This window comes from Maribacter corallii (assembly GCF_047345415.1).
Lineage (GTDB): Bacteria > Bacteroidota > Bacteroidia > Flavobacteriales > Flavobacteriaceae > Maribacter_C.
In genome coordinates this window covers 644,191-667,764 of sequence record NZ_JBLFEP010000001.1, presented here as the reverse complement: position 1 = coordinate 667,764, position 23,574 = coordinate 644,191, and the positions used below count along the sequence as shown (strand labels likewise).

The 23,574-nt window shown below is 43.2% G+C and carries 26 protein-coding genes; 13 read left to right on the top strand and 13 right to left on the bottom strand.

Features of this window, described 5'->3' with window-relative positions:
• Positions 1-87: 87 nt before the first annotated feature.
• Both tyrS and ACKWCA_RS03005 read left to right on the top strand, forming a co-directional pair.
• The gene (tyrS, locus tag ACKWCA_RS03010; protein WP_413976652.1) at positions 88-1,383 is read left to right on the top strand and encodes a tyrosine--tRNA ligase; all 1,296 of its coding nucleotides are present in this window, start codon (positions 88-90) and stop codon (positions 1,381-1,383) included.
• 58 nt (positions 1,384-1,441) lie between these two features.
• Complete coding sequence (locus ACKWCA_RS03005) at positions 1,442-1,840, top strand: hypothetical protein (RefSeq protein WP_413976651.1); 399 nt, start codon at positions 1,442-1,444, stop codon at positions 1,838-1,840.
• 20 nt (positions 1,841-1,860) lie between these two features.
• Here ACKWCA_RS03005 and ACKWCA_RS03000 read toward each other — a convergent pair whose 3' ends face one another.
• The 3 genes from ACKWCA_RS03000 to ACKWCA_RS02990 all read right to left on the bottom strand — a co-directional run bounded on the left by ACKWCA_RS03000 (position 1,861) and on the right by ACKWCA_RS02990 (position 3,746).
• Positions 1,861-2,838 (bottom strand): LuxE/PaaK family acyltransferase, encoded by a 978-nt coding sequence (locus ACKWCA_RS03000; protein ID WP_413977117.1) that lies wholly within the window; start codon positions 2,836-2,838, stop codon positions 1,861-1,863.
• A 99-nt stretch (positions 2,839-2,937) separates the two neighbouring features.
• Complete coding sequence (locus ACKWCA_RS02995) at positions 2,938-3,261, bottom strand: T9SS type A sorting domain-containing protein (RefSeq protein WP_413976650.1); 324 nt, start codon at positions 3,259-3,261, stop codon at positions 2,938-2,940.
• A gap of 176 nt (positions 3,262-3,437) precedes the next feature.
• Positions 3,438-3,746, bottom strand: a complete 309-nt coding sequence (locus ACKWCA_RS02990; RefSeq protein WP_413976649.1) for a T9SS type A sorting domain-containing protein — start codon at positions 3,744-3,746, stop codon at positions 3,438-3,440.
• Between the two features lie 256 nt (positions 3,747-4,002).
• On the opposite strand from ACKWCA_RS02990, the gene ACKWCA_RS02985 reads away from it, so the two are divergent.
• The 10 genes from ACKWCA_RS02985 (at position 4,003) to ACKWCA_RS02940 (ending at position 10,957) form a co-directional block, all read left to right on the top strand.
• Complete coding sequence (locus ACKWCA_RS02985) at positions 4,003-4,689, top strand: response regulator transcription factor (protein ID WP_413976648.1); 687 nt, start codon at positions 4,003-4,005, stop codon at positions 4,687-4,689.
• Positions 4,690-4,715: 26 nt separating this feature from the next.
• On the top strand, positions 4,716-5,795 hold the full coding sequence (locus ACKWCA_RS02980; protein ID WP_413976647.1) for a sensor histidine kinase: 1,080 nt from the start codon (positions 4,716-4,718) through the stop codon (positions 5,793-5,795).
• Between the two features lie 37 nt (positions 5,796-5,832).
• A complete protein-coding gene (gene trmB, locus ACKWCA_RS02975; protein WP_413976646.1) occupies positions 5,833-6,501 on the top strand; it encodes a tRNA (guanosine(46)-N7)-methyltransferase TrmB in 669 nt (222 codons plus the stop codon).
• Between the two features lie 15 nt (positions 6,502-6,516).
• On the top strand, positions 6,517-7,149 hold the full coding sequence (locus ACKWCA_RS02970; RefSeq protein WP_413976645.1) for a LysE family transporter: 633 nt from the start codon (positions 6,517-6,519) through the stop codon (positions 7,147-7,149).
• Positions 7,146-7,481, top strand: a complete 336-nt coding sequence (locus tag ACKWCA_RS02965) for an MGMT family protein (protein ID WP_413976644.1) — start codon at positions 7,146-7,148, stop codon at positions 7,479-7,481. Before ACKWCA_RS02970 ends, ACKWCA_RS02965 begins: the two co-directional genes overlap by 4 nt.
• Positions 7,482-7,671: 190 nt before the next feature.
• Positions 7,672-8,814, top strand: a complete 1,143-nt coding sequence (locus ACKWCA_RS02960) for an Mrp/NBP35 family ATP-binding protein (protein WP_413976643.1) — start codon at positions 7,672-7,674, stop codon at positions 8,812-8,814.
• Between the two features lie 11 nt (positions 8,815-8,825).
• Positions 8,826-9,065 carry a NifU family protein gene (locus ACKWCA_RS02955; RefSeq protein ID WP_413977116.1) on the top strand — a complete coding sequence of 80 codons (240 nt, stop codon included), beginning with the start codon at positions 8,826-8,828 and terminating at the stop codon, positions 9,063-9,065.
• Positions 9,066-9,130: 65 nt separating this feature from the next.
• On the top strand, positions 9,131-10,192 hold the full coding sequence (locus ACKWCA_RS02950; protein ID WP_413976642.1) for an NAD(P)/FAD-dependent oxidoreductase: 1,062 nt from the start codon (positions 9,131-9,133) through the stop codon (positions 10,190-10,192).
• 58 nt (positions 10,193-10,250) lie between these two features.
• Complete coding sequence (locus ACKWCA_RS02945) at positions 10,251-10,529, top strand: four helix bundle protein (RefSeq protein WP_413976641.1); 279 nt, start codon at positions 10,251-10,253, stop codon at positions 10,527-10,529.
• A gap of 101 nt (positions 10,530-10,630) precedes the next feature.
• On the top strand, positions 10,631-10,957 hold the full coding sequence (locus ACKWCA_RS02940) for a 2Fe-2S iron-sulfur cluster-binding protein (protein ID WP_413976640.1): 327 nt from the start codon (positions 10,631-10,633) through the stop codon (positions 10,955-10,957).
• Here the strand turns inward: ACKWCA_RS02940 and ACKWCA_RS02935 are convergent.
• Positions 10,954-12,690 carry an ABC transporter ATP-binding protein gene (locus ACKWCA_RS02935; protein ID WP_413976639.1) on the bottom strand — a complete coding sequence of 579 codons (1,737 nt, stop codon included), beginning with the start codon at positions 12,688-12,690 and terminating at the stop codon, positions 10,954-10,956. The two genes, ACKWCA_RS02940 and ACKWCA_RS02935, sit on opposite strands and share 4 nt — an antisense overlap.
• A 131-nt stretch (positions 12,691-12,821) precedes the next feature.
• Here ACKWCA_RS02935 and ACKWCA_RS02930 point away from each other — a divergent pair, with 131 nt between their 5' ends.
• On the top strand, positions 12,822-15,002 hold the full coding sequence (locus ACKWCA_RS02930) for an acylase (protein WP_413976638.1): 2,181 nt from the start codon (positions 12,822-12,824) through the stop codon (positions 15,000-15,002).
• A 78-nt stretch (positions 15,003-15,080) separates the two neighbouring features.
• Here the strand turns inward: ACKWCA_RS02930 and ACKWCA_RS02925 are convergent, their stop codons facing one another.
• The 9 genes from ACKWCA_RS02925 to ACKWCA_RS02885 all read right to left on the bottom strand — a co-directional run bounded on the left by ACKWCA_RS02925 (position 15,081) and on the right by ACKWCA_RS02885 (position 23,379).
• Positions 15,081-15,734, bottom strand: coding sequence for a hypothetical protein (locus ACKWCA_RS02925; RefSeq protein WP_413976637.1), 654 nt, complete (start codon positions 15,732-15,734; stop codon positions 15,081-15,083).
• A 67-nt stretch (positions 15,735-15,801) separates the two neighbouring features.
• Positions 15,802-16,542 carry a GDSL-type esterase/lipase family protein gene (locus ACKWCA_RS02920; protein ID WP_413976636.1) on the bottom strand — a complete coding sequence of 247 codons (741 nt, stop codon included), beginning with the start codon at positions 16,540-16,542 and terminating at the stop codon, positions 15,802-15,804.
• Positions 16,539-17,606, bottom strand: coding sequence for a dipeptidase (locus ACKWCA_RS02915; RefSeq protein WP_413976635.1), 1,068 nt, complete (start codon positions 17,604-17,606; stop codon positions 16,539-16,541). Before ACKWCA_RS02915 ends, ACKWCA_RS02920 begins: the two co-directional genes overlap by 4 nt.
• A gap of 2 nt (positions 17,607-17,608) precedes the next feature.
• Positions 17,609-18,721 carry a D-TA family PLP-dependent enzyme gene (locus ACKWCA_RS02910; protein WP_413976634.1) on the bottom strand — a complete coding sequence of 371 codons (1,113 nt, stop codon included), beginning with the start codon at positions 18,719-18,721 and terminating at the stop codon, positions 17,609-17,611.
• 11 nt (positions 18,722-18,732) lie between these two features.
• Complete coding sequence (locus tag ACKWCA_RS02905; RefSeq protein ID WP_413976633.1) at positions 18,733-19,197, bottom strand: RidA family protein; 465 nt, start codon at positions 19,195-19,197, stop codon at positions 18,733-18,735.
• A gap of 9 nt (positions 19,198-19,206) precedes the next feature.
• Positions 19,207-20,523, bottom strand: a complete 1,317-nt coding sequence (locus tag ACKWCA_RS02900; protein ID WP_413976632.1) for a gluconate:H+ symporter — start codon at positions 20,521-20,523, stop codon at positions 19,207-19,209.
• A gap of 140 nt (positions 20,524-20,663) precedes the next feature.
• Complete coding sequence (gene aqpZ / locus ACKWCA_RS02895; RefSeq protein WP_413977115.1) at positions 20,664-21,356, bottom strand: aquaporin Z; 693 nt, start codon at positions 21,354-21,356, stop codon at positions 20,664-20,666.
• A gap of 85 nt (positions 21,357-21,441) precedes the next feature.
• Positions 21,442-21,903 carry a GyrI-like domain-containing protein gene (locus ACKWCA_RS02890; protein ID WP_413976631.1) on the bottom strand — a complete coding sequence of 154 codons (462 nt, stop codon included), beginning with the start codon at positions 21,901-21,903 and terminating at the stop codon, positions 21,442-21,444.
• Positions 21,904-22,818: 915 nt separating this feature from the next.
• Entirely contained in the window at positions 22,819-23,379 is a 561-nt protein-coding gene (locus ACKWCA_RS02885; protein WP_413976630.1) for a hypothetical protein, read from the bottom strand.
• Between the last annotated feature and the right edge of the window lie 195 nt (positions 23,380-23,574).

Below are 23,574 nucleotides of genomic sequence, written 5' to 3'. Positions count from 1 at the left end.
TCACTTGCGATAATTTCCTTTATAATTCGGGTTAAAAGCGCTGTATTTCCATTTATATTTGCACTTTAATCGTCGAAAATCAAAAATATGACCTCGAATTTTGTTGAAGAGCTGAAATGGCGCGGAATGTTGCATGATGCGATGCCTGGTACCGAAGAACATTTGATGACCGGTATGCAGTGTGCCTATTTGGGTATTGACCCTACAGCTGATTCATTACATATCGGGCACTTGGTCGGTGTCATGATGTTACGTCATTTTCAACTTGCAGGGCATAAGCCATTTGCGCTCATTGGGGGAGCGACAGGCATGATCGGAGACCCTTCGGGCAAGTCGGCCGAACGCAATCTTCTGGATGAAACGACGCTTCGGCATAATCAGAATGCCCTTAAAGAACAACTCGGGCGATTTTTGGATTTCAGCAGTGATGGCGAGAACGCCGCAATCTTAGTGAACAATTATGATTGGATGAAGGACTTTTCCTTTCTCGATTTCATTCGAGATGTGGGGAAGCACATAACCGTTAACTATATGATGGCCAAAGACTCGGTTAAAAAAAGACTATCCGCAGAGGCCAAGGATGGCATGTCTTTCACTGAGTTTACCTACCAACTGGTTCAAGGATATGATTTTCTATACTTGTATCAAAACCATAACTGTACCGTGCAGATGGGTGGAAGCGACCAATGGGGAAATATCACAACAGGCACTGAACTGATTCGAAGGATTGGCGGAGGAAAAGGGTATGCCTTGACCTGCCCATTGATAACAAAGGCCGATGGCACCAAGTTTGGGAAGACAGAAAGTGGAAATGTTTGGTTGGATGCCAATAGAACCTCCCCCTATAAATTTTACCAGTATTGGCTGAATACCTCAGATACGGATGCAGAAAAATATATTAAGATTTTTACCTTTTTGCCCAAGAACGAAATAGATGCCTTGGTACAGGAACATGCTGAGGCTCCTCATATGCGGATTTTGCAGAAAAGCCTTGCCGAGCAGATTACGACCATGGTGCATTCGAAAGAAGATTTGGAGAATGCCATTGCGGCCAGTAGTATCCTCTTTGGAAAATCGACTTCGGAAGATTTGAAACGGTTGGACGAGAAAACGTTTTTAGACGTTTTCGATGGCGTGCCACAAGCCGAGATTGCCAAGTCGGAACTTGATGATGGACTTGATATGATCGGCGCCCTAGCAGCCAAGACCGGGTTTTTAGGTTCAAATGGCGAGGCCCGACGTGAATTAAAACAGAATTCGATTTCTGTAAATAAGGCAAAAGTAAAGGACGACTATAAAATAACCGAAGCCGATTTAATAAATGGCAGGTTCGTCTTACTTCAACGAGGGCGACGAAGCTATTTTGTTTTGGTAGTGAAGTAACGTTGGTTTTCTGATTAGGGTTTTTAATTTCAAGATTGTTGTATTAAAAATAGGAATCATGAGATATGTTGCCTTTTGTCTATTGATCTTCACTTTATTTATGTCTTGTGAAAAATTGGATAAGGTGAGTGAACCTTCCATGACGTCAGACCTCGATGGAAAATGGGCGCTTCAGAGCGTACGTTGTTTTTGCTTTTTCCCCGACGATTTTGACTTCTCGGTTCATCAACTGGAGTTTGATACCATGGCAAATGAGGTTCGGGTCGACAATTCAGAAGGGACTAATTTCGTGACGGGTAGTGGAACATACCCTTTTACCATTCAAAATGATAGTATCGTCATCAAGGAGCGTATTGCCTATACCTACCAAATTGACGGAACGATTTTGATTTTGACATTCATTGACGATCCGCAGCTGGCGGACGACGAGATTTCCTTGGTATATTCCAAATTGTAGCCAGAATCGTTCTAGAGACCTTAAATGACCATAAGGTTACATCCCCGGATATCTGAATTATCGAATCGCCCGAGAATTTCAAAACTTCCATCTTGATGTTTCTTGCCCAAATCTTGTGTGGCAATAAAGGAACAAGAATGGATATTGGCCAAATCAATGACATTTAATCCGCCTGTTTTTCCCGCTTTTTGAAGACTTAAGGGGTCTTCGGTATCCCGAATAAGGATTTTCATCCATGGGGGTGTCTTGAAAATACCGTTGCCACTGGAGTAGGCTTGCGAAAGCAATTCGGTCATTCCATATTCCGAATGTATGGTCGGCACTCCAAAGCCTTTGGATAACTGTTGATGTAGTTCGGCGCGGATCAATTCCTTCCGTCTTCCCTTCATACCACCGGTTTCCATAATGACCGTATTGGTGAGTTTCATTGGAAAGTGTTCTACAAAGTCCAGTAATGCAAAAGAAACCCCGATTAATAAGGTTTTTTGCCCATTAGAGTCCAATTGTCGTATTTTTTCATAAAGTGATGAAAGATCATCAAGGTAAAATCCACTGTCTTGATGTCCGCTTTTTTGAATGAGATCGTCCACCATATAAATAAGGGAAGAACCTTTGCGTTCAAGATATGAAGGTAGTAAGGCTAATATGCAATACTCTTCTATCTTCCCATAAAATTGCTCAAAGGCTTTACGATAACTCTTTTGATATACAGCTAGAGAGGCTACATAATGCTTGCTCGTAGTGCTGCCTGTAGTGCCGCTACTCGAAAAAATGACTTCAGGGTCTCTATTTCCACTAGATATGCGTTTTGACTTAAAAAACCCAATGGGTAAAAACGGAATGTCCGCAACGCGTTTCACCGTTTCGGGATCTTTATCCAAATAGCCACAATAGGTGTGGTATACTTCGTTGTTATGATATTGAAACCGATAGACGTTCAATGCTTGCAATTCGAATTCAGCTGGAGTTTTGATATCGAATATGGGCAGGTGGTACATGGGCATGGATTCGTACGGTAAAAATACAGATCCATTAGGAGAATGAAACAAAAAAACCCTGTCGGTATAGACGGGGTAGTATTCGAAAACGAATTCGTTCTATTTTACCACAAGCTTTCTTGTCATGGTATCACCGTTTTCCGTCACCTGTAGCACATACACGCCAGCCACCAAACGGGAAATGTTCAATGTTTTTGACGCGATGCGATCGGTTAGCACAACTTCGCCGAAAACATCGTAAACAGCGATTTCTTTCTTCCCATTGGTGGCTGTCGTGATATATACCATATCGTTTACCGCCGGATTGGGATAGAGCTGAAAGGTAGATTTCTTAACTGTAAAAGGGTCGTTGGTATTAGATGCTTCCTGCGCATAGGATGACACGGCAAAAAGCAACAACAGACCGAAGTAGCATTTTTTCATAGGTTATTGATTTGGGATCAACAAAGTAAAGATAATGAAACGGACTACCTTGACCTCAATTATGTTGTGAAATTCGATAAATTGTAGGTAAATAAAACACGGCGTGCCGTTCATCGATTAATTGTGCAAATCGTCGAATCTGGGAGTCCGGTATTTTCTCTTTATTGGAAAGTAATTTACTTGATAATCAATTTTCTGGTGGCCACTTTGTCCTTTTCATAAACACGAAGGACATAGACACCTGCATCCAAATCGGACACATTCAATTCAGGTCCTAAAATGGTCGTTTCCATAACTTGCGTACCCAGCACATCGAAAATCAGAACTTGTTTCGGCGCATTTTGAGCGGTATTTATATATACCTGACCGGTAGTCACCGGATTAGGATAGAGTTTAAACCCATCAATATCACCATTGGCTTTGGCTTCTTGGCCAGAGCAAACAGCAACGAATAGAAAGAAGAACAATAGGTAAAGGTGCTTCATATGGGTTATTCAGCAAATAACATACCACAAATATAAGAATTCTAGGTTTCCAATACGCACATAGATCTAAGTATAATGGCAAAAGATCGATGAAATGCATGGTTTCCGATAAAACAGTCACATCATCCTCAACCCAAATGAATGCCATTAAACCCCCAATGTTATCTAAACGTTACTAGGATTAAATCAAGGTTAAGAGTAGAAGAGGTAAGACTTTTATCTTTATTTTTGATGAAAGACCAATTCAAAAGAGCCAATGAAAAAGAAAGATATCAGAATTCTGCTCGTTGATGATGAACCGGACATCCTGGAAATTTTAAGTTATAATCTCTCAGCGGAAGGATATCAAGTCTACACGGCCAAGAACGGTGTAGATGGTGTTTCAAAAGCAAAGAAAAAGCAACCACATCTCATCGTTCTAGACGTTATGATGCCCGAAATGGATGGTATTGAGGCCTGTGAGATTATCAGGAACACCAAAGGCTTGGAAAATACGATCATTACATTTCTTACCGCAAGAGGGGAAGATTATTCCCAAGTGGCCGGCTTTGATGCCGGAGCTGACGATTACATCACAAAACCGATCAAACCGAAGGTGCTCATTAGTAAAGTGAAAGCGCTCTTGCGTCGATTGAAAGAAGAGGAGTCCGCTTCTGAAGATATCGTAACAGTCGGTAATATTGTAATCAATCGCGAAGAGTACAAAATCATAAATGACGGCAATGAGTTGGTGCTGCCCAGAAAGGAATTCGAACTTTTGTCACTACTCACCTCAAAACCTGGTAAGGTTTTTAAACGAGAGGTCATCTTGGATCGTGTTTGGGGAAATGAAGTAGTCGTTGGTGGCCGAACTATTGATGTTCACATTAGAAAACTTCGTGAAAAGATCGGCGAAGGGCATTTCAAGACCATAAAGGGCGTAGGTTATAAATTTGTGTTATAGTACCTTTTTTTTGCTAAATTGGTGCAATGGCCATACGTTTAAAGAGATCATATAAATTCGCCTTTCGCACCGCTTTTTTTATTTCTGTAGTACTTACCGTATTACTTTGGTCATTAATGCGGTTCACGGAAATTGAAAACTGGGCCTTTTTGGCGATTTTTATCGCGTTGACTTTCCTGATATCCTTTCTCATTGTTCAGCTTCGTATTGAAAAGTTCATCTACCGTCGGATCAAACGAATATATGATGATGTTTCCCTCTTAGAGTCAAGCACCTTGACATCTCGAACCATTACGACCAATATGAGCACCTTGACCGAGGAAATTGAAAAATTTGCGCAGGACAAGAAAATTGAGATCGACACCTTAAAGATCCGAGAAGAGTATCGAAAAGAATTTCTAGGAAATGTTTCCCACGAACTGAAAACACCTCTTTTCACAGTGCAAGGGTATTTAGAAACCCTATTAGACGGAGCCATCGATGATAAAAATGTACGCAAAAAATACCTGCAAAGGGCCAATAAGGCAGTTGATCGTTTGATTTACATTGTAAAGGACCTTGATCTGATTACCAAACTGGAGGCCGGTGATATGAATGTAATCTGGGAAGAATTTGATATTATCGAGTTAATTAAAACCGCTTTTGAGCTTCTTGAAATGAAGGCGGCCAAGAAGAAAATATCACTCACCTTTGATATGGAGTATGCTGAACCTATTTGGGTAAGGGGCGACAGTGAAAAAATTAGACAAGTAGTCACAAATCTACTAGTGAATTCAATCAAATATGGGAATGAAAATGGTACCACCGAGGTGAGTGTTGAAAACCTTATTCAAAATAAGGTAATCGTTAGGGTCACTGATAATGGCGAAGGAATACCCGAGAATCACATTCCGAGATTATTCGAACGTTTTTATCGTGTTGATAAAAGCGGTAGTAGAAAAGAAGGGGGGTCTGGACTTGGATTGGCCATTGTCAAGCACATCATTGAGGCCCATGAAGAGCGAATTTATGTGGAGAGCGTGCCAGATGTAGGTTCTGAATTCTCGTTTACCCTAGAAAAGGTAACGGTTGCAATACCCACGGAAACTTCTACTGCTTCAACCTAGTTTTCACTAGCTTTGTGCCGATGAAAAATGTAATCCGGTGGGAAGTAAAAACAAGCTGAAACGGTTCAAGGATAATGAGACCTTCAAAAATGTCATTCAACCCCAACGCGAAGAGATCCAAAGGGGTTTTTCGTTAAAAGGGAATTGGAAATCCCATTTTGGAAACGACAAACCTATTGTGTTGGAGCTGGGTTGTGGCAAAGGCGAATATACTATAGGTTTAGCGAAAAAAAATCCTCAGAAAAATTATATCGGAATTGATATTAAAGGGGCACGATTATGGCGGGGAGCGAAAATCGGGTTGGAAGGGAATTTAGAAAATGTAGCCTTTCTTCGTACTCAAATCGAATTGATTGATCAATTGTTCGATAAAGGTGAAGTTTCGGAAATATGGATAACTTTTCCTGACCCTCAAATCAAATACAAGCGCACCAAACACCGAATGACCAATAGAGACTTCCTTAAAAAATATCAACAGGTTTTAAAAGCCGATGGGGTCGTTCATTTGAAGACGGATAGTGAATTTATGCACGGCTATACCCTGGGGCTCTTACACGGTCTAGATTTGGAAATAATTTACGCCAACCACGATGTATATAAGAATGAAGGAAGCCCTATAGATGTTTTGGAGATTCAGACTTTCTACGAAAATCAGTACCTTGAAAGAGGGAAGCCTATTACCTACCTACAGTTTAAGGTCCATTAGCAGAAAACAAAACAGATGCAACAGTTATTACTATTGGGAGTTTCTACATTGACGGCCGCCTTTGTTGCCTCGTTACCTCCTGGACTGTTGAATATGAATGCCGCAAAGACCAGTGTTGAAAAAGGTAAAAAAAATGGAATTGTTTTTGGCCTCGGAGTAGGAGTGGTCGTCATGTTTCAGGCGTATCTCGCTGTCCGAATCTCAAAGTTCTTGACCCAGAATCCACAGGTAATCGAAATACTGATGCAGGCCGCTTTGGTCATTTTTGGGACGCTAGCGATTTTCTTTTGGTTCAAGGGTAAAAAACAGCCTAAAGACACCATTACCTATGATAAGAGTAAAAAACGGGGAAGTTTTACGAAAGGAATGTTTCTGGCGGCCCTGAATTTATTGACCATTCCTTATTATGCCGGTATGAATACTTTTTTTCATAGCCAAGGTTTCATGAACTACACCGTTGTCGATGAAATTATTTTTATTTTTTCTGCCGGATGCGGAACTTTTTTGGCCATGTACCTGTACGTATTCTATTTTGACCGTATGGAGCAGCGGACCAACCGATTTTCAAAAAATGCGAACTATATTCTTAGCGGGTTAATGGTGGTTCTTTTTTCGATAACCCTTTTTAAGCTATTTGTGAGTAAATGAAACCAGAAAACAAGAATTTTTTCCAAAAAGTATACGAAGTCGCCGAACAGATTCCGTATGGTCGCGTAACTTCCTATGGGTCCATTGCCAAATATCTAGGTGCCGCACGAAGTGCGCGTATGGTAGGCTGGGCCATGAACGGTGCCGGAGGGATGGAAAATGTTCCTGCACATCGGGTTGTCAACAAGGCCGGCCTCCTCACAGGAAAGCATCATTTTGAAGGCACTAATTTAATGCAGCAATTGTTGGAAAGTGAAGGTATTGTGGTCATCGACAACCAAATCCAAGATTTGGAGAAGCATTTCTGGGATCCTTTTAAGGAGCTTGGGTAAATGGGAATGTCAATTCCGTCAAAACCGGAATGATTCATTTCATTTGTTAAGACTTCTTTGCCCACCTGTCGATTTTTAGGCTTCTCAAAACCCATAGTATCACTCTATCACAGCATGTTACTTTTCAATCCCATGCCTTCCGAATCTCGCTCTCAAAGGCTATCTTTGTTGTTTAGAATCATTTTATATAATGAAGATAGATAAGAAGGAAGTTCTTAAGGCACTCGAACAGATTACAGTGCCCGGGGAGGGACAGAATATGGTAGAGAGTGGTGCGGTGAAAAACGTACAGATTTTTGGTGACGAAGTAGAGATTGATGTGACCATCAATAACCCTAGTCTCCAGGCACGAAAAAAGACCGAGGTTGAAATCTTGAAAGTCATTCATGCGGAGGTATATCAGAAGGCCAAGATAAAGATCAATCTCAAGGTCGAAGCATCCAGTGCCAAACCCAAAGCCAACGAGATAAAAGGGAAAGCCATACCCGGTATTCAAAATATTATTGCGGTCGCTTCCGGAAAAGGCGGTGTTGGTAAATCTACCGTAACTGCTAATTTAGCGGTGACCTTGGCAAAAATGGGATTCAAAGTAGGGCTCTTGGATGCCGATATCTATGGGCCGTCCATGCCGATTATGTTCGATGTGGTTCATGAAAAACCATTGGCCGTTAATGTCGGCGGAAAATCAAAGATGAAACCTGTTGAAAGTTATGGCGTCAAAATGCTTTCCATCGGGTTTTTCACCCAACCGAACCAAGCCGTGATTTGGAGAGGTCCTATGGCCTCAAAGGCTTTGAACCAAATGATTTTCGATGCTCATTGGGGCGAACTCGATTTCATGTTGTTAGACCTGCCACCAGGTACCGGTGATATTCATTTAAGTATCATGCAGGCGATGCCGGTAACAGGAGCAGTTATCGTGAGCACTCCGCAGGAGGTCGCCTTGGCGGATGCAAAAAAAGGAGTTGCGATGTTTCAACAAGATTCCATCAATGTTCCGGTTCTGGGTATTGCAGAGAATATGGCGTACTTTACCCCGGCTGAATTGCCGGAAAACAAATATTATATATTCGGTAAAGAGGGCGCCCAACGCTTGTCCGAAGATCTAAAAGTGCCTTTTTTAGGGGAAATTCCCCTGGTGCAGAGTATTCGCGAGGCAGGCGATGTGGGTAGGCCAGCCGCTTTACAGACCGCTACGCCTATAGAAGCTGCTTTTGAAGAATTGACCAAGAACGTAGTGCAAGAAGTGGTGCTCAGAAATAAGAGTCTACCTCCTACCGAGGCTATCAAAATAACGACAATGGCTGGGTGTTCCGCTGTTAAAAAGAAGTAATTATGACAACAATGACTCCCGAACAACTGAAAGCGAATATTGAAAAAGCGCTTGATGAAATCCGACCTTTCCTGCAGAGTGATGGTGGTGATATTTCATTGGTTTCCATCGATGGCGATAGTTCCGTTAAAGTGAAATTGGAAGGGGCTTGCGTTGGTTGTTCGGTCAATCAGATGACACTCAAAAGCGGAGTGGAGATGACCATAAAAAAATACGCTCCCCAAATTCAGGAGGTGATCAATTTAAGCTGACAAAAATCATAAAAAGAAGCGTGGCAATAGTATATTTTTGCCCTGCTTTTTTAATTTAAATTTTAATGATCAAAACGGACATACTGATAATTGGAGCAGGCCCTACGGGTCTTTTTGCTGTTTTTGAGGCAGGACTTTTACAACTCAAATGCCATTTAATCGACGCGTTACCGCAGGCTGGCGGACAATGCTCCGAAATTTATCCCAAAAAGCCCATCTATGATATTCCGGGATTTCCAGAAGTATTGGCTGGGGATCTTGTCGACAATCTGATGGAACAGATCAAACCCTTTCAACCTGGCTTTACATTGGGTGAACGCGCGGAGACCATCAAGAAACTTGAAGATGGCTCCTTTGTGGTAACAACGAACAAAGGCACTGAACACCATGCACCAATTGTAGCTATCGCAGGGGGTCTGGGTAGTTTTGAGCCTCGAAAACCACTACTTGAAAATATCGGTGCTTTCGAGGATAAAGGCATCGCTTATATCATAAAGGACCCCGAAGTATACAGAGATAAAAAAGTGGTTATCGCCGGAGGCGGGGATTCGGCATTGGACTGGAGTATCTTCTTGGCCGATGTAGCTGCAGAAGTAACTTTAGTGCATCGTAGAAATGAGTTTCGTGGGGCATTGGATTCCGTAGAGAAAGTGCAACAGTTGAAAAATCAGGGAAGAGTCAATTTGATTACTCCCGCAGAAATCGTTGGGCTCAATGGAACGGACCAACTGGAGTCGGTCGTCATACGGAAAGTCGGTGATACGGAAGGTGATAGGGTATTGGAAGTGGATAACTTTATACCCCTATTTGGGCTTTCCCCTAAGTTGGGGCCTATTGCCGATTGGGGCCTTGAAATCGAAAAAAACGCAATTAAGGTAGATAATACCCTCGACTATCAAACCAATATTCCTGGTATATATGCTATTGGTGATGTCAATACCTATCCCGGAAAGCTAAAATTGATTCTTTGCGGGTTTCATGAAGCCACTTTAATGTGCCAAAGTGCCTATCAGCGAATCTTCCCTGAAAAGAAGTATGTGATGAAATACACCACTGTGGGTGGAGTTACCGGTTTTGATGGCAGCAAGAAGGAGGCGCCAAAAGCGGTAGTCAAGGCCATTGAATGATGGCTGTAGCTAGGAGCAAGGGGTTAGGAGCAAGGAACTAATGATTCAGTAATAGTATATGGCAGTAAAAAAATTCGAGGACTTAATTGTTTGGCAAAAGGCTCAGGATTTTTCCGTTTCGATTTACAAAAACTTCTCTAACCTCAAAGATTATCATTTTAAAGATCAAATTATCCGGGCTTCCGTATCTATTTCAAATAATATAGCTGAAGGATTTGATCGAAAAACAAATCCAGATTTTATAAGATTTTTATACATAGCATCAAGTTCAAACAGTGAAGTTCGTTCTATGTTATATTTGTCAAAAAGATTGGAATATGTAAACGAGGACAAATAAAAAGAATTAATAGATAAGTCAAATGAAATTTCTAGGATGCTTTATAGACTAATTCAATCAATGAATACTAAACCCTAAAACCCTAACTCCTAAACCCTGCCATGGATATCAAGATTAAAATTACCGATAGAGAGGGTGTACAGCACGAAGTAGATGCACCTACTGACATGAATATGAATTTGATGGAGGTCGTACGTTCCTATGAATTGGCACCAGAGGGCACTATTGGAGTTTGTGGCGGTATGGCCATGTGCGCATCTTGTCAGTGTTATGTGAAGTCAGCGCATGCCCTTCCGGAAATGTCCGATGATGAAGACGCTATGTTGGCCGAAGCTTTTTATGTGGAGGACAATTCTCGTTTAGGTTGTCAGATCCGTATGACCGAAGACCTTGACGGGCTTGAGGTAGAACTCGCTCCTGAGAGCTAGATTCTGGCCTGATACGTGAATAAGTTATGATAGCGTCCTTCTTGTGCAATCAACTCATCATGAGTTCCCCGCTCGGCAATACGCCCTTCCTCGATAACCAGTATTTTATCGGCTTTGCGAATCGTGCTCAAACGATGCGCGATAACAAAAGTGGTTCTACCCTTGGTCAACTCGGCCAAACTCTTTTGAATCAATGCCTCACTTTCCGTATCGAGATTTGAAGTGGCTTCGTCCAAGATCAAGATTTTAGGGTCTGCCAAAACCGCTCTGGCAATAGCGATTCGTTGACGTTGTCCGCCAGAAAGTTTGATGCCACGCTCTCCGATCAGGGTGTCCAGGCCGTCTTCGAAACGGTCGGTGAATTCGTCCACATAGGCAGCCTTAACGGCCTGCTGTAGTTCTCTTTCAGTCGCATTCGGCCGCGGGAAAAGGATATTCTCGCGAATGGTTCCCTCGAACAAAAAGTCATCTTGGAGTACGACGCCCAAGTACTGTCTAAAACTATCGAGTTTCACTTTGGAAAGGTCTTCCCCATCAATCGTTATTTTTCCAGAGAGCGGATTCAAAAAGCTTGCTGCCAATCCAGCAATGGTGGTCTTCCCGGAACCGGAACTACCCACGAGGGCGATAACCTCCCCGGATCTCGCTTCAAAACTCACGTCATGCACTACTTCTTTGTCTTCTTCATATGCAAATGAGACCTGTTCAAAAACCATATTTCCCTGTATTTTGTCGAGGGCAATGGTCCGGTCGGTTTCCTCTGACTCCGCAGTGATGTTCATGAGTTCCTCGGTACGGTCAAGTCCTGCTAAGGCCTCCGTAAGCTGACTGCCAATATTGCTCATTTGCACGATAGGGGCGACCATAGTGCCTAATAGGACTGTGAACATCAACAAGTCACCTATGGTCAATTCACCTTGAATGATCTTGTAGCCACCTAAACCCATAACTCCGGTTGTTGCAATACCGATCAGAAAAGTTGCTGAACTGGTCATAAAAGCTGTAGTGGTCAGACTCTTTTTAACGTTTTGAAATAACTCATCGACTCCTTCCTCGAAAATCTTATGTTCTTGGGCTTCGGCATTAAAGCCTTTGATAACACGAATACCACCTAAAGTTTCGGTCAGTCTTCCTTTGACATCCGCGTTGATTTTCCCCCGTTTGCGAAAAATGGGGCGAATGATCTTAAAGGCTTTCAAAGCGATGACCGCGAATATGGCCAAGGGAATAAAGGTGAATAGGGTCATGGTAGGGCTTATTCCCAATAATAGAATCAAAGAAACGATGGCGGTAATGGTTCCACCAACCAATTGTACCAGACCGGTACCGATGAGATTTCGAACTCCTTCAACATCAGACATAATCCTTGAGACCAATGCCCCTGATTTGGTATTATCGAAAAAACGAATGGGTAATGACAGTACCTTTTTCTGTACTTGGGCCCGCAGCTCGGAAATCAAAAATTGGGCCTGTACGCTTAAGATCTTGGTCAAGAGAAAAGAGGTTGTTGCCTGCACGAAAATAGCCAAGATTACCCCGGCCACTAAGAGTTTCAACAGGGGCAGGTCTTTTTTGGCGATGACATCATCGATCAAATATTTTGAGGCTATAGGGGTGACAAAACTTGCCGCCTTACTGATGACGATAAGTAACAGGCCGATGAATACCAAATTCCGTCTGGGCCAAATGATGGTTTTGAACGCGGTAAGTATGCTTACTTTTTTTTCTGACATAGTCGCTATTGAAGAATCTGCAAGATACCTAAAAAGCAAGTATTCCGCGATGGTTTATTTTGGGTTCTAAAATTAGTTTTTAAGCGGTAAGTCGATTAATTTAACACCACTGAACCGTTAATTTTTTGAAAATGCGAAATCTACTGCTACTAATTGCCCTGGCCCTGCTTTCCTGCAAAACGGATACGAACTCAGAAACAACAGCATCTAGTTTGGCACAAAAGGCCGAAAATGTGACGATTATCCGCGATGATTTTGGAGTGCCGCATATCTATGGAAAAACCGATGCCGATGCCGTGTTCGGCTTATTATATGCCCAATGCGAGGATGATTTCAATCGCGTTGAGCAAAATTATATTTGGGCCACAGGAAGATTGGCCGAGGTCGAAGGTGAAGCAGCTCTTTATAGTGACCTAAGAGCAAAACTTTTTATGACCGAAGAAGAAGCAAAAGCGAACTATGAAAAGAGTCCTGATTGGTTGAAGAAGCTATGTGATGCCTTTGCGGATGGCATCAATTACTATTTGGAAACCCATCCTGAGGTACAACCCAGATTACTGACACATTTTGAACCTTGGATGCCCATGTATTTTAGTGAAGGTTCTATTGGAGGTGATATCGAACGGATTCGTACCAATCGTATCAAAGCCTTTTATGAGAGTGGGATGGAGGTACCGAAAATGGAATTGGAAGAGTTGGAAAAAATCGAGATGGAGGCCGAACCTCAAGGTTCTAACGGTATCGCTATTTCCGGTGAGTTGACTCAATCCGGTGATGCACTGTTATTGATCAATCCGCATACGTCCTTCTATTTTCGTGGCGAGGTGCATGTAGTCAGTGATGAAGGTCTGAATGCCTATGGTGCGGTGACTTGGGGACAATTTTTCGTTTATCAAGGGTTTAATGAAAAAACCGGTTGGATGCACACCTCTGGTGATACCGATGTCATTGATGAGTTCAAGGAAACGGTAGTAAAAAACGAAGAGGAGTTATTTTATCAGTATGGGGAAGAATTGAGGCCAGTGACCACTACCGAGGTCACCTTGACCTATAAGAATGGGGCCGATTTCAAGGAAAGAACATTTCCCATGTACCGCACCCATCATGGCCCTATCACACATTTGACAGACGGTCAATGGACGGCGTCCGCGATGATGTGGGAACCCGTTAATGCCCTGGAGCAGTCCTTTATCCGCACCAAACAAGATGGGTATGCCGGTTTTCGCGAGATGATGGACATTCGCGCCAATTCTTCGAACAATACCGTATACGCCGATGCCGAAGGCAATATCGCTTACTTTCATGGCAATTTTGTTCCCAAAAGAGACACTTCTTTCGATTACACGAGACCTGTGGAAGGGAACAACCCCAAAACGGATTGGCAAGGGCTTCACCCTGAATCGGAGAATATTCTTTTGCTCAACCCAGAAAACGGATGGTTGCAAAACTGCAACTCTACGCCTTATACCGCGGCTTTGGAATTTAGTCCGAAGAAATCCGATTACCCAAACTACATGTCCATCGATCGCGAGAATTTCAGGGGGGTACACGCTATCGCCCTATTGGAAGATCGTAAGGGGTATACCTTGGATAGTTTGATTCAATTGGCCCATGACCCTTATTTGCCGGCATTCGAGGCTTTGATTCCCGGTTTGGTCAAAGCCTATTATGAACACCACGACAGAAACCCCAAATTACAGGGTGCCGTGGATGTATTGGCCGATTGGGATTTTAGGACTTCAAAAGAGTCGGTTGCCATGACTTTGGCTCATTTTTATGGCACAGCGTATTATCGAGAAGGAAAATACCCCGAAGGAATGATTCCCATGGAACGCGTCAAATTATGGGGTAGTACCTCTCCAAATACGGAAAAACTTCGGATTTTCGAATCTGTCATCGATCAACTAATGACTGATTTCGGAACTTGGAATATGCCTTGGGGAGCGGTGAATCGGTACCAACGTTTGAATGGGGATATCCGTCAGCCTTTCGACGATAGCAAACCCAGTATTCCTATTGGTTTTGCTTCGGGGCGTTGGGGGGCTTTGGCTGCCTACGGCGCGCGCTATGGTAGCGAGAATGCCAAAAAACTGTATGGTACGCGAGGGAATAGTTTTGTGGCCGCCGTTGAATTTGGAGATCGTGTTAAGGCCAAGAGTATTTTGGCGGGCGGGCAAAGTGGTAATCCTGCTTCGCCTCATTTCGATGATCAGATCCAAATGTATGCCGATGTCCAATGGAAAGAAGTGCCATATTATAAGGAGGATGTATTGAAACGGGCCAAAGAAACTTATGTGCCGGGTAAAAGATAAATAGAGTATCTCGAAATGGGTGATGGGTTGTTTTACTTGTTTACAAGGGGGGTATGACCTGTACTTGGTAAAATTGGGCTACTCTTTGGTAATGATCAAACTTGCTTTAGAGCCTGCCGAGAGCAACCACTTGTTCGAATAGATCATTTGCCCCTGATCATCATAGACATCGATTTGAGCTGTATTCGGGGATGAGGATCCCTCGTTCAACGCTTCAAAGACCAGCTGATTAAAACCTTTCTCCAAATCGGCATTCACACCTTTAAAGGCACCAGTCAATAAAATATTGGGATCGGCCACTTTTCCATTGACGTAAATCTTTACCCGATCTCCATCCACATATTCATGATCCCGGCAAACGATTCCTACAAACTTGCCATTGCTTTTGATTTCGCCTAGATTTTGATCTGGAAAATGGTCTTTAGAGCCTTCTTTAGCTGTTCTAGGACCTACCTTTGGGTCTATTTTCATATTATGCCCTGCCTGTAACAATTTTTTGTCGGGAAGCATTTTCACAGGTTTTCTTCCCATTAGGGAATCCTTGAAGTTGATATTGGGCTTGTCTTTGATCACATCTGGAATGCGAAGCGCTGTACCTTTATCCGTCTTTCCCTTTTCATCCAGTTTGTTCGCAGCCTCTATTTTCAGAGGTTTGGCTGTGGGAATATCCGATTGGGCCCGTCCGAACAGCGGGAGGCATAACAGTACCAAAAATGTAATCTTGGAATTCATCGATAGTATAAGTCGATTTGTTACCTCAAAAATAACAAATACCCTGCCAGACGGACTTAAAAGGCTGTTAAAACCCTAAGTTTTCGACGATTGTCTCTGCAATCAATCGATGACCGGTCAAATTTGGGTGGATCGGATCGGAATCATAACACTGCTTTTGATGGTCCAACAACACTTGATGAATGTCTATTGTGGCCAATACCGAAGGGTGTTTTGTATCCAAAATGATACGCTTGAACTTTTGTAGCACCTCTTCCTCATAGTTCGGATATGGGTTTTGCCAAGTGAAGGGTTTTTGTAGGTCCGTAGCGACTGGTACGGTGTTTAGTGCGAGCGGAGGCGGAGTGAGTAACACGGCGGAGATTTCCTTTTGCTTTAGTTTTTCCAAAAAGGAAAGCACGCCTATTTTGAAGCTGTCGAATAATTTTTCGGAGGGCCGCCCGTAAATCCCACAATTAATGCCATAACAGAAAAAGGCCACATCGATTTTGGTGCTGGCCAAATCCTCGTCCAGACGTTCAAAAAGATAGGGGCGAGGACCCGGATGCCCGATTTCGGTAAGTCCGGTAACGGTTTCACTGCTTTTGCCCCAATTGTGAAAGGTCAGGTTGAGATCGGGCCTTAAGGTGTCGGATAACTGTTGGAGCTTTTCAACATATCCGTTCTTACCGCCATAGGTGACACTATCCCCAAAACAACCGATGACCTGATTTTTTTGAAATGGAAAGGATTCGAAATCCTCACATTGGGGTAGCAACGCTCCTAGAGCGCCTAAAGAAGTTAGTTTTGTAAACTTTCTCCTGTTCATTTCCAATGTGTTTTTAGAAAGCGTAGAAAGTTGCCATGCATGATATTTTCGATATCGGTTTGGGTGTACCCTCTACCCGTCAGTAATTCAGGCACTTGTTTTAAGTCGGCTATGGTGTCCAAATCCGCAGGGGATTGTTCTTTGCCAAAACCGCCATCGAGGTCGGTTCCGATTCCTACATGTAGCGTATTACCTGCCATTTGGCAGATATGGTCGATGTTGTCGGCCATCTGTTGCAAGCTGGCTCCCATTTCTTGCGGAGTCGATTGACCGCGAATCCAATTGGGAACCATCATCCAGGCGTCCAATACCATCCCGATGACCGCATTTCTATTGATCAGTTCCTGAAGTTGTTCATCTGAAAACTGTCGATTGTGATCGACTAATTTTCTACAATTGTTATGACTTGCCCAAACGGCGCCTTGGTAAACATCCATGGCTTCCCAAAAGCTCTGGTCACATAAATGGGTGGCATCCAAAATCATGTTCAGACGGGCTACTTCCTTGAGCAATTCTTTTCCTTTGGTACCGATTCCCCCGACCGAATCCGTGCCATAGGCATAGGTTCCAGGGCCGTAATGAGCCGGACCGATAGCGCGTAGCCCCTGTTCATAAGAGCGTTGCAAATGTTCAATGGAAATAATGGAATCAGCACCTTCCAAACTCAGAATATATCCGATGGGTTTGTGTTCATCGGTCGAAGTGTTCCATTGTTCCAGATGGGCATTTAACTGCTCTAGGTTCGTGATTTGAACCAATTCGCCTGCCTCTTCCATCGCTCTGTACCAAGCGAGTTGCCCTTGTGTTTGCGCCCAAGCTTGATGGGGTGAGTTCCAGCCAGGCAGTGGATTGTCCTGGTGTACATAGCGTGCGATCTGAGTGGCGACGCAGAGTCCGATATTGCCTTTTCGCATCGCATCGAAGGAAACGGTATTTTTCCCCCGATCGGGTTTGTCGGTCATGCCGACTTCACTTTCCCGAATTTCAGAAATGGGCCACCGCAAATCACGGTTCCATTCCAAAGCGTTCATGGATAAATCTAGATGGGCATCGAATATGAACATGCTTAAATTGTTATTTTTTGATTCCGCGCAGCGACCTGCCATTGATTGATAATGCTTCCATCTTTTACCACTTGCAGGGTTTCATATTTAGCTACTGTAGGGCACACATGCATAGGAAGCGCATAAAATCCTTGACCGACTTCATAGCTGCTGCCATCGGCTACTTTGACCACTAAATGTTCTTCGCTTTGTCCGATTTGTTCACTGTCCGGAAGGTTCAAAAACCGTACGCGTGGAAAATTCATCTCAGGTGCGATCGACTTATGACCGAGATCAAAGCAAAGGATATTCGGAGCTGGTTTGCTAATGATCCGTGTAAACAATATGGCGGCCGGCTGGAAATTCATATGAGGAAAAAGTTCTCCATAACGGGCATCCCATAAGAGTGTTGTGCCCGGTGCAACATCGACATTCGCCCTTTGGGCATGAACCGGAAAGGAGGGTGATCCCCCAGCAACGATATGCTTCACTGTGATGCCTTGTTGTTCTATCGTTTCTTTTAATTGGACGACGCTGAGGTAAGCGGTATCGACGACCTCCTTTTGTCGATCAAAATCGGTTTCGCGAATATGTCCGTCATAGACATGGAAACCCATCGCTTCAAGTTGAGGATGTTCGTCAATCTCACGAAAAAGTGCTACGGCCTTCCCATCGGGGACGATCCCTGTGCGGTTCATCCCCACATTGATATCCATCCACAGTTGCAACCTAATGTTTTTTTCCAAGGCTATGGTGGTGATTTCCTCTAGAGTTCCGGAATTGTCGACCAAGGTCGAAAAATTCGATTCGGGAAACTGTTGTGTCAAGGCTACAAAACGCAGGATATTGGCCCCTACCAAGGGCATCGCCAACAAGATTTCATCGCCGCCGCAACTTCCCAGCAGCTCGGCTTCCGCGATGGTCGCACATTTGAACTTTCGAATACCTTCCCGTAGTTGAAGTTGAATGATTTCGGCGGTCTTATGCGTTTTGATATGCGGTCGTAGTCGACTAACATCGCCGACTACCGATTTCATTTCGGCAATGTTTTGTTCAATTAGATCGGGATAGACCAACAATGATGGGGAGATGAGATGGGAGGTGTCCGAAACCTCGAACCAGTTTAAATCAGACATGACAGCTTAGTTTATTGATGAAGTTCAAACATCGCCTCGATTTCCACGGCAATACCGCCTGGGAGCATCATGCCTACTGCACTGCGCACACCAACGCCATAATCGGGGCCAAAAACATCGGCCATTAATTCACTATACCCATTGATAACCAGGGGTTGATCTCCAAAATCAGGGGTGCAATTCACCATTCCCAAGGTTTTGACCAACCGTTTGATACGATCGACATCACCGAAATGGGTGGTGATGGTCGCCAGCATGGTCAATGCTGTTTGTCGTGCTGCTGCTTTTCCTTCCTCTAAAGTAAGGGTGTCACCTACCCGGCCAACAATCAAGGTGCCATCGGTGCGCATACATCCTTGTCCGGATATATAGAGAAAATTATCCACGACCAAAACGGGCTTGTACAATCCTGCTGGTGGCGGTGCGGGGGGTAATTGCAATCCTAATGCTTTTATTCGTTCCGAAGGTGTTTCCATAGTATTGTTTTAAATGAATATATCTAAAATTAGAACTCCGACAAGGCCCATAACGCCAACCGTGGTTTCCATTACTGTCCACGTTTTCAAGGTGTCCTTTACGGAGAGATTAAAATACTCCTTGTACAGCCAAAAGCCGCCATCGTTGACATGTGATAGCATCAAGCTACCAGAGCCGATGGCCAAGACCATCAATTCAGGACTGACATCGGTACCGGATAACAGCGGTAATGCAATACCCGCTGCCGTCAAACCGGCAACGGTAGCCGAACCAACGCATATACGAATGACGGTCGCAATCAACCAGGCCAAAATCAGAGGGGAAATCGAAGAGCCTTTGAGCATGTTACCGATATAGTCACTAACGCCGCTATCGATCAGCACTTCCTTCAAGGCACCTGCACCTGCAATAATTAATAAAACCATAGTGATACCGGCAACCGCATTGGAAACGGAACTCATAATTTCGGTCATTTTCCGTCCTCTTGCCAGACCTAGGGTGTAGATAGCGACCAATACCGAAATCAGCATGGCGATCACGGGATTTCCTGCAATGGCCACTATTTTTCTAAACCCATTTGCTTCCGGAAGTAAAAAATCCAGTAACGCCGCAATACCAATTAGGATAACCGGAAGTAGTGCGGTCAAAATACTGGTCATTGTACTGGGCATTTCATCCTCCTGCAATACTTTCGGATTTAAAAACTCTTTTAAGGGTGTAGCTTCGATATTCTTGATAGTTCTAGAAAACAAGGGTCCCGCAACAATAATGGCTGGGATCGCCACGATAATGCCATAGAGTAAGGTCTTCCCTAAATCCGCATCGAACATGACTGCGATACCAGTAGGGGCTGGGTGGGGCGGAAGGTAACCATGTGTTACCGAGAGTGAGGCCAACATCGGAAGACCTACGTAAATTAGGGGTAAACCCGTCGCTGCCGCCACCGTAAACACCAATGGAACCAAAATCACGAAGCCTACCGTATAGAACATCGGAATACCGACAATAAAACCGGTCAAGACCACAGCCCATTGAATGTTCTTCTTTCCGAATTTATCGACCAATTTGGTCGTGATGCGCTGGGCGGCCCCGCTGTCGGCCACTAATTTTCCCAGCATGGCTCCCAAACCCAAAATCATGATAAGACTACCCAAGGTTTTTCCCAACCCGGTTTGAATGGAGTCGACCACTTTAAGGACTTCCATGCCTTCCGCTACTCCAACAAGTAGGGAGACGATGATAAAGGAAATAAAAGCGTTGAGTTTAAATTGGGCTATCAATAGAAACAAGAGCAGTATTCCACCAATAACGATAATAAGAGGCATAGGTCGGTTTTAAGAACATAAATATAGGGAATAATGCTAGACTTGAACTGCCTCCACAAGGAACAAAATGAGGATGGAGGTAAACAAAAACATCCCAATCAAATTGGGATGTTTTATAAGATGTATACTATGGTGATCCGCTATTTTTCCGGGGAAAGGTTTTTATAGAGTAATCCGGCTATAACGGCACCGATTATAGGGGCTACCCAAAAGAGCCACAGTTGCCCTGTAGCCCATCCGCCATCGGCAAAAATGGCCTGACTGGTACTTCTGGCAGGGTTCACTGACGTATTGGTCACGGGAATACTGATCAAATGGATCAGGGTCAAACAGAGTCCGATGGCCAACCCGGCCAAATATTTCGGTGCCTTGGAATGGGTGCTGCCCAAGATGACAAAAAGAAATACAAAGGTCATAACGATTTCGGTGATTAGGGCGGCGGTCATATTAAATCCCCCTGGGGAATGTTCTCCAAAGCCATTGGCCGCAAAGCCGCCTACTCCTTCAAAACCGGCTTGATTGCTGACAATCAGGTAGAGTATTCCCGCTCCTGCGATAGCGCCCAATACTTGGGCAATGATATAGGGAAGGAGATCTTTAGCGTCGAAACGCCCACCCACCCATAGGCCAATCGATACGGCAGGATTCAAATGACAACCCGAAATATGGCCTATGGCATAGGCCATGGTGACCACGGTCAAACCAAAAGCGAGGGACACCCCGACAAAACCAATTCCCATCTCAGGGAAACCTGCGGCCAAGACCGCACTACCACATCCACCAAGAACCAACCAAAGGGTTCCGATGCATTCTGCTACTAATTTTTTCATGATTAAAGTTTTAGTTAATGTTTAGTATTCATTAGTGTCCTTTAATGTAGCAAAAAATCAGATGCGGTGTTCGGTTATTCCATAAAAACTAGGGTTCTATCGCAACGAAAATATCGACCTCCGCGTTGGTGATTTCTGTGGCTTTCTCCCCATATACCTCAAAGTCGGCTGTGTAACGTCGGTCCAAATCAGTATTCCAAATAGCTACCCAAGCCTGGTATACGGCACCTTTTGTGACGTCCCCTTTTGCAGTGAACTTTGCGAAGGTGCCCCCTTCGAAAGCTTGGCCTACCATACCATCAGGAATCGTATCGAGGGAGTCTACCTTACAGCCGATGAGAGTGTCATAGGGTCGGGTATGGTCACTTTCATAATTGGTGTAGATCGCAAAGATCTCATCACTTGTTTTGTTGCTTATTTTTTGTGAAATGCCTTCGGTCATAAATCTTTCCCAGAGTAAACCAATGTCCGAGGCTGCTTGGTCGTTTTCGTTGCTGGTTCTGACGGTTATTCCGATGATCTGAAAGGGAGTGATTTGTACAGTTTGCATGTTCCATGATGTTTGTGATTTGATACAAAGGTAAATGGAGGCTATGTCAGATAATGTCAGGGGTCAAAATAGTACGATACGGTTCCTTGTTTTCTTTAACGTGAACAATCGATGCTATAATATAGTTCTTACTGTGCTATAGGCATCTAGACATGATGCGGGCGGAAACTCAATCTTCTTTTTCTTTGTTGTCTAAACCGTTTACATAGAAAGCTAGGGCCATAAATATGACACCGGCAAGCACAATGGCGATTTTTATCAACATGATAAGTTCGATGGGGGCGGTTATTAAAAAATAGGACCGGATATCTAGAAATCAAATACACGCTCAAGTCGGAACAAGAATTTTGTTGTCCGACCACACCATGTTTCTAGGGACAGCAATCCGGTGGTCTCAAATCTGACGTAATATACAACACGGGAAGGGTTTTTTAAAATTATGTTTAAGTCCAATCTGTAATGACATCAACATGGGGAGACTTTGGTGTCCATATACGATGCGGACAAGCGCCGCTATTTTTGTTCTTTATCCTCGTCCTTATCAGGGTTCTCCATGGCCTTATTGTCAGCATACTCGGCTACTACAAGGAAAATGATAAGAAAAACAAAGAAGATTACGGACCACCACATCATCAAAGCTACTCAAAAACCACTTTAACAATTGGTCCTACTAATAGTAATAAATACACATTTCGGCATCTATATACAATGCGGGCGAGTTTGATTTTAGGCCATAAAAAAGCACACTGACCAAAGGATGCTTTTACAGACATACAAAGCTGTGTAAGTTCCTGATAAATTTTAGGTTATCAAAATATGGGAAATTCCTTGTTATTTTATTTTCCTACAAATAATAAAGTAGGTCATTATGGAATCAGACAAATTTTAGGATAATAAGCTATGGGGCGTAATTTTTTATTCAAGCCCACAATTATTATTGTAATACTCCACCATTGGTTCCAACCCATTTCTTAATCTCAGGCTTTTATTTTCAATTTGTTCAATAAGTTTCGGACAATCGGAAAAATAGTTTTTGACTTTATCTTTATAATCACTAAAAGGATCATAAAAACCAATCTCAGTTAATTTTTCATCATTCTTTTTCTTTAAACAAAAGTTTACCCAAGCCGTAGGAACCGAACTTCCCCCTGCTATCGTGATGTCGCCTTGTCTAGGTATTCCATACAACTCCAAAGCTCCACCGATGTTAAATTCCTCAACACGAATGAATTGATAATTATTTGTCAGTTGAAAAAATCTAAAAACCTTTACTTCGTTATATGAATATTTTTGTTCAAGATATGCTATTTCAGAAAATTCAATGAAGTAAGGTTTTGTATTTGAATCAGGTTTATATTTAAAACCTTTGTTTCTTGTTTTTCCCATTCCGGTCAAAGTGTCGCCTGTCTTGAGAACTATTTTAGAAGACCTAAATGGTTCACTAAATTGAGCAATTGAACTGAAAGTTACCGCCATTAAAAGAAGAAGTAATTTATATTAGGATATGTTTATTTCCAACAAATGAATAGTATCATTGATGATTAACTACTTATGAAATCTAAAATAATTAATTATGTGTACTTACATCTGAGACCCTAAGTTTATTCGATGATGAACCCTCAAAACCTGACTAACGACAAACACTGTTGTCATGGTGGGTGCACTATCGAA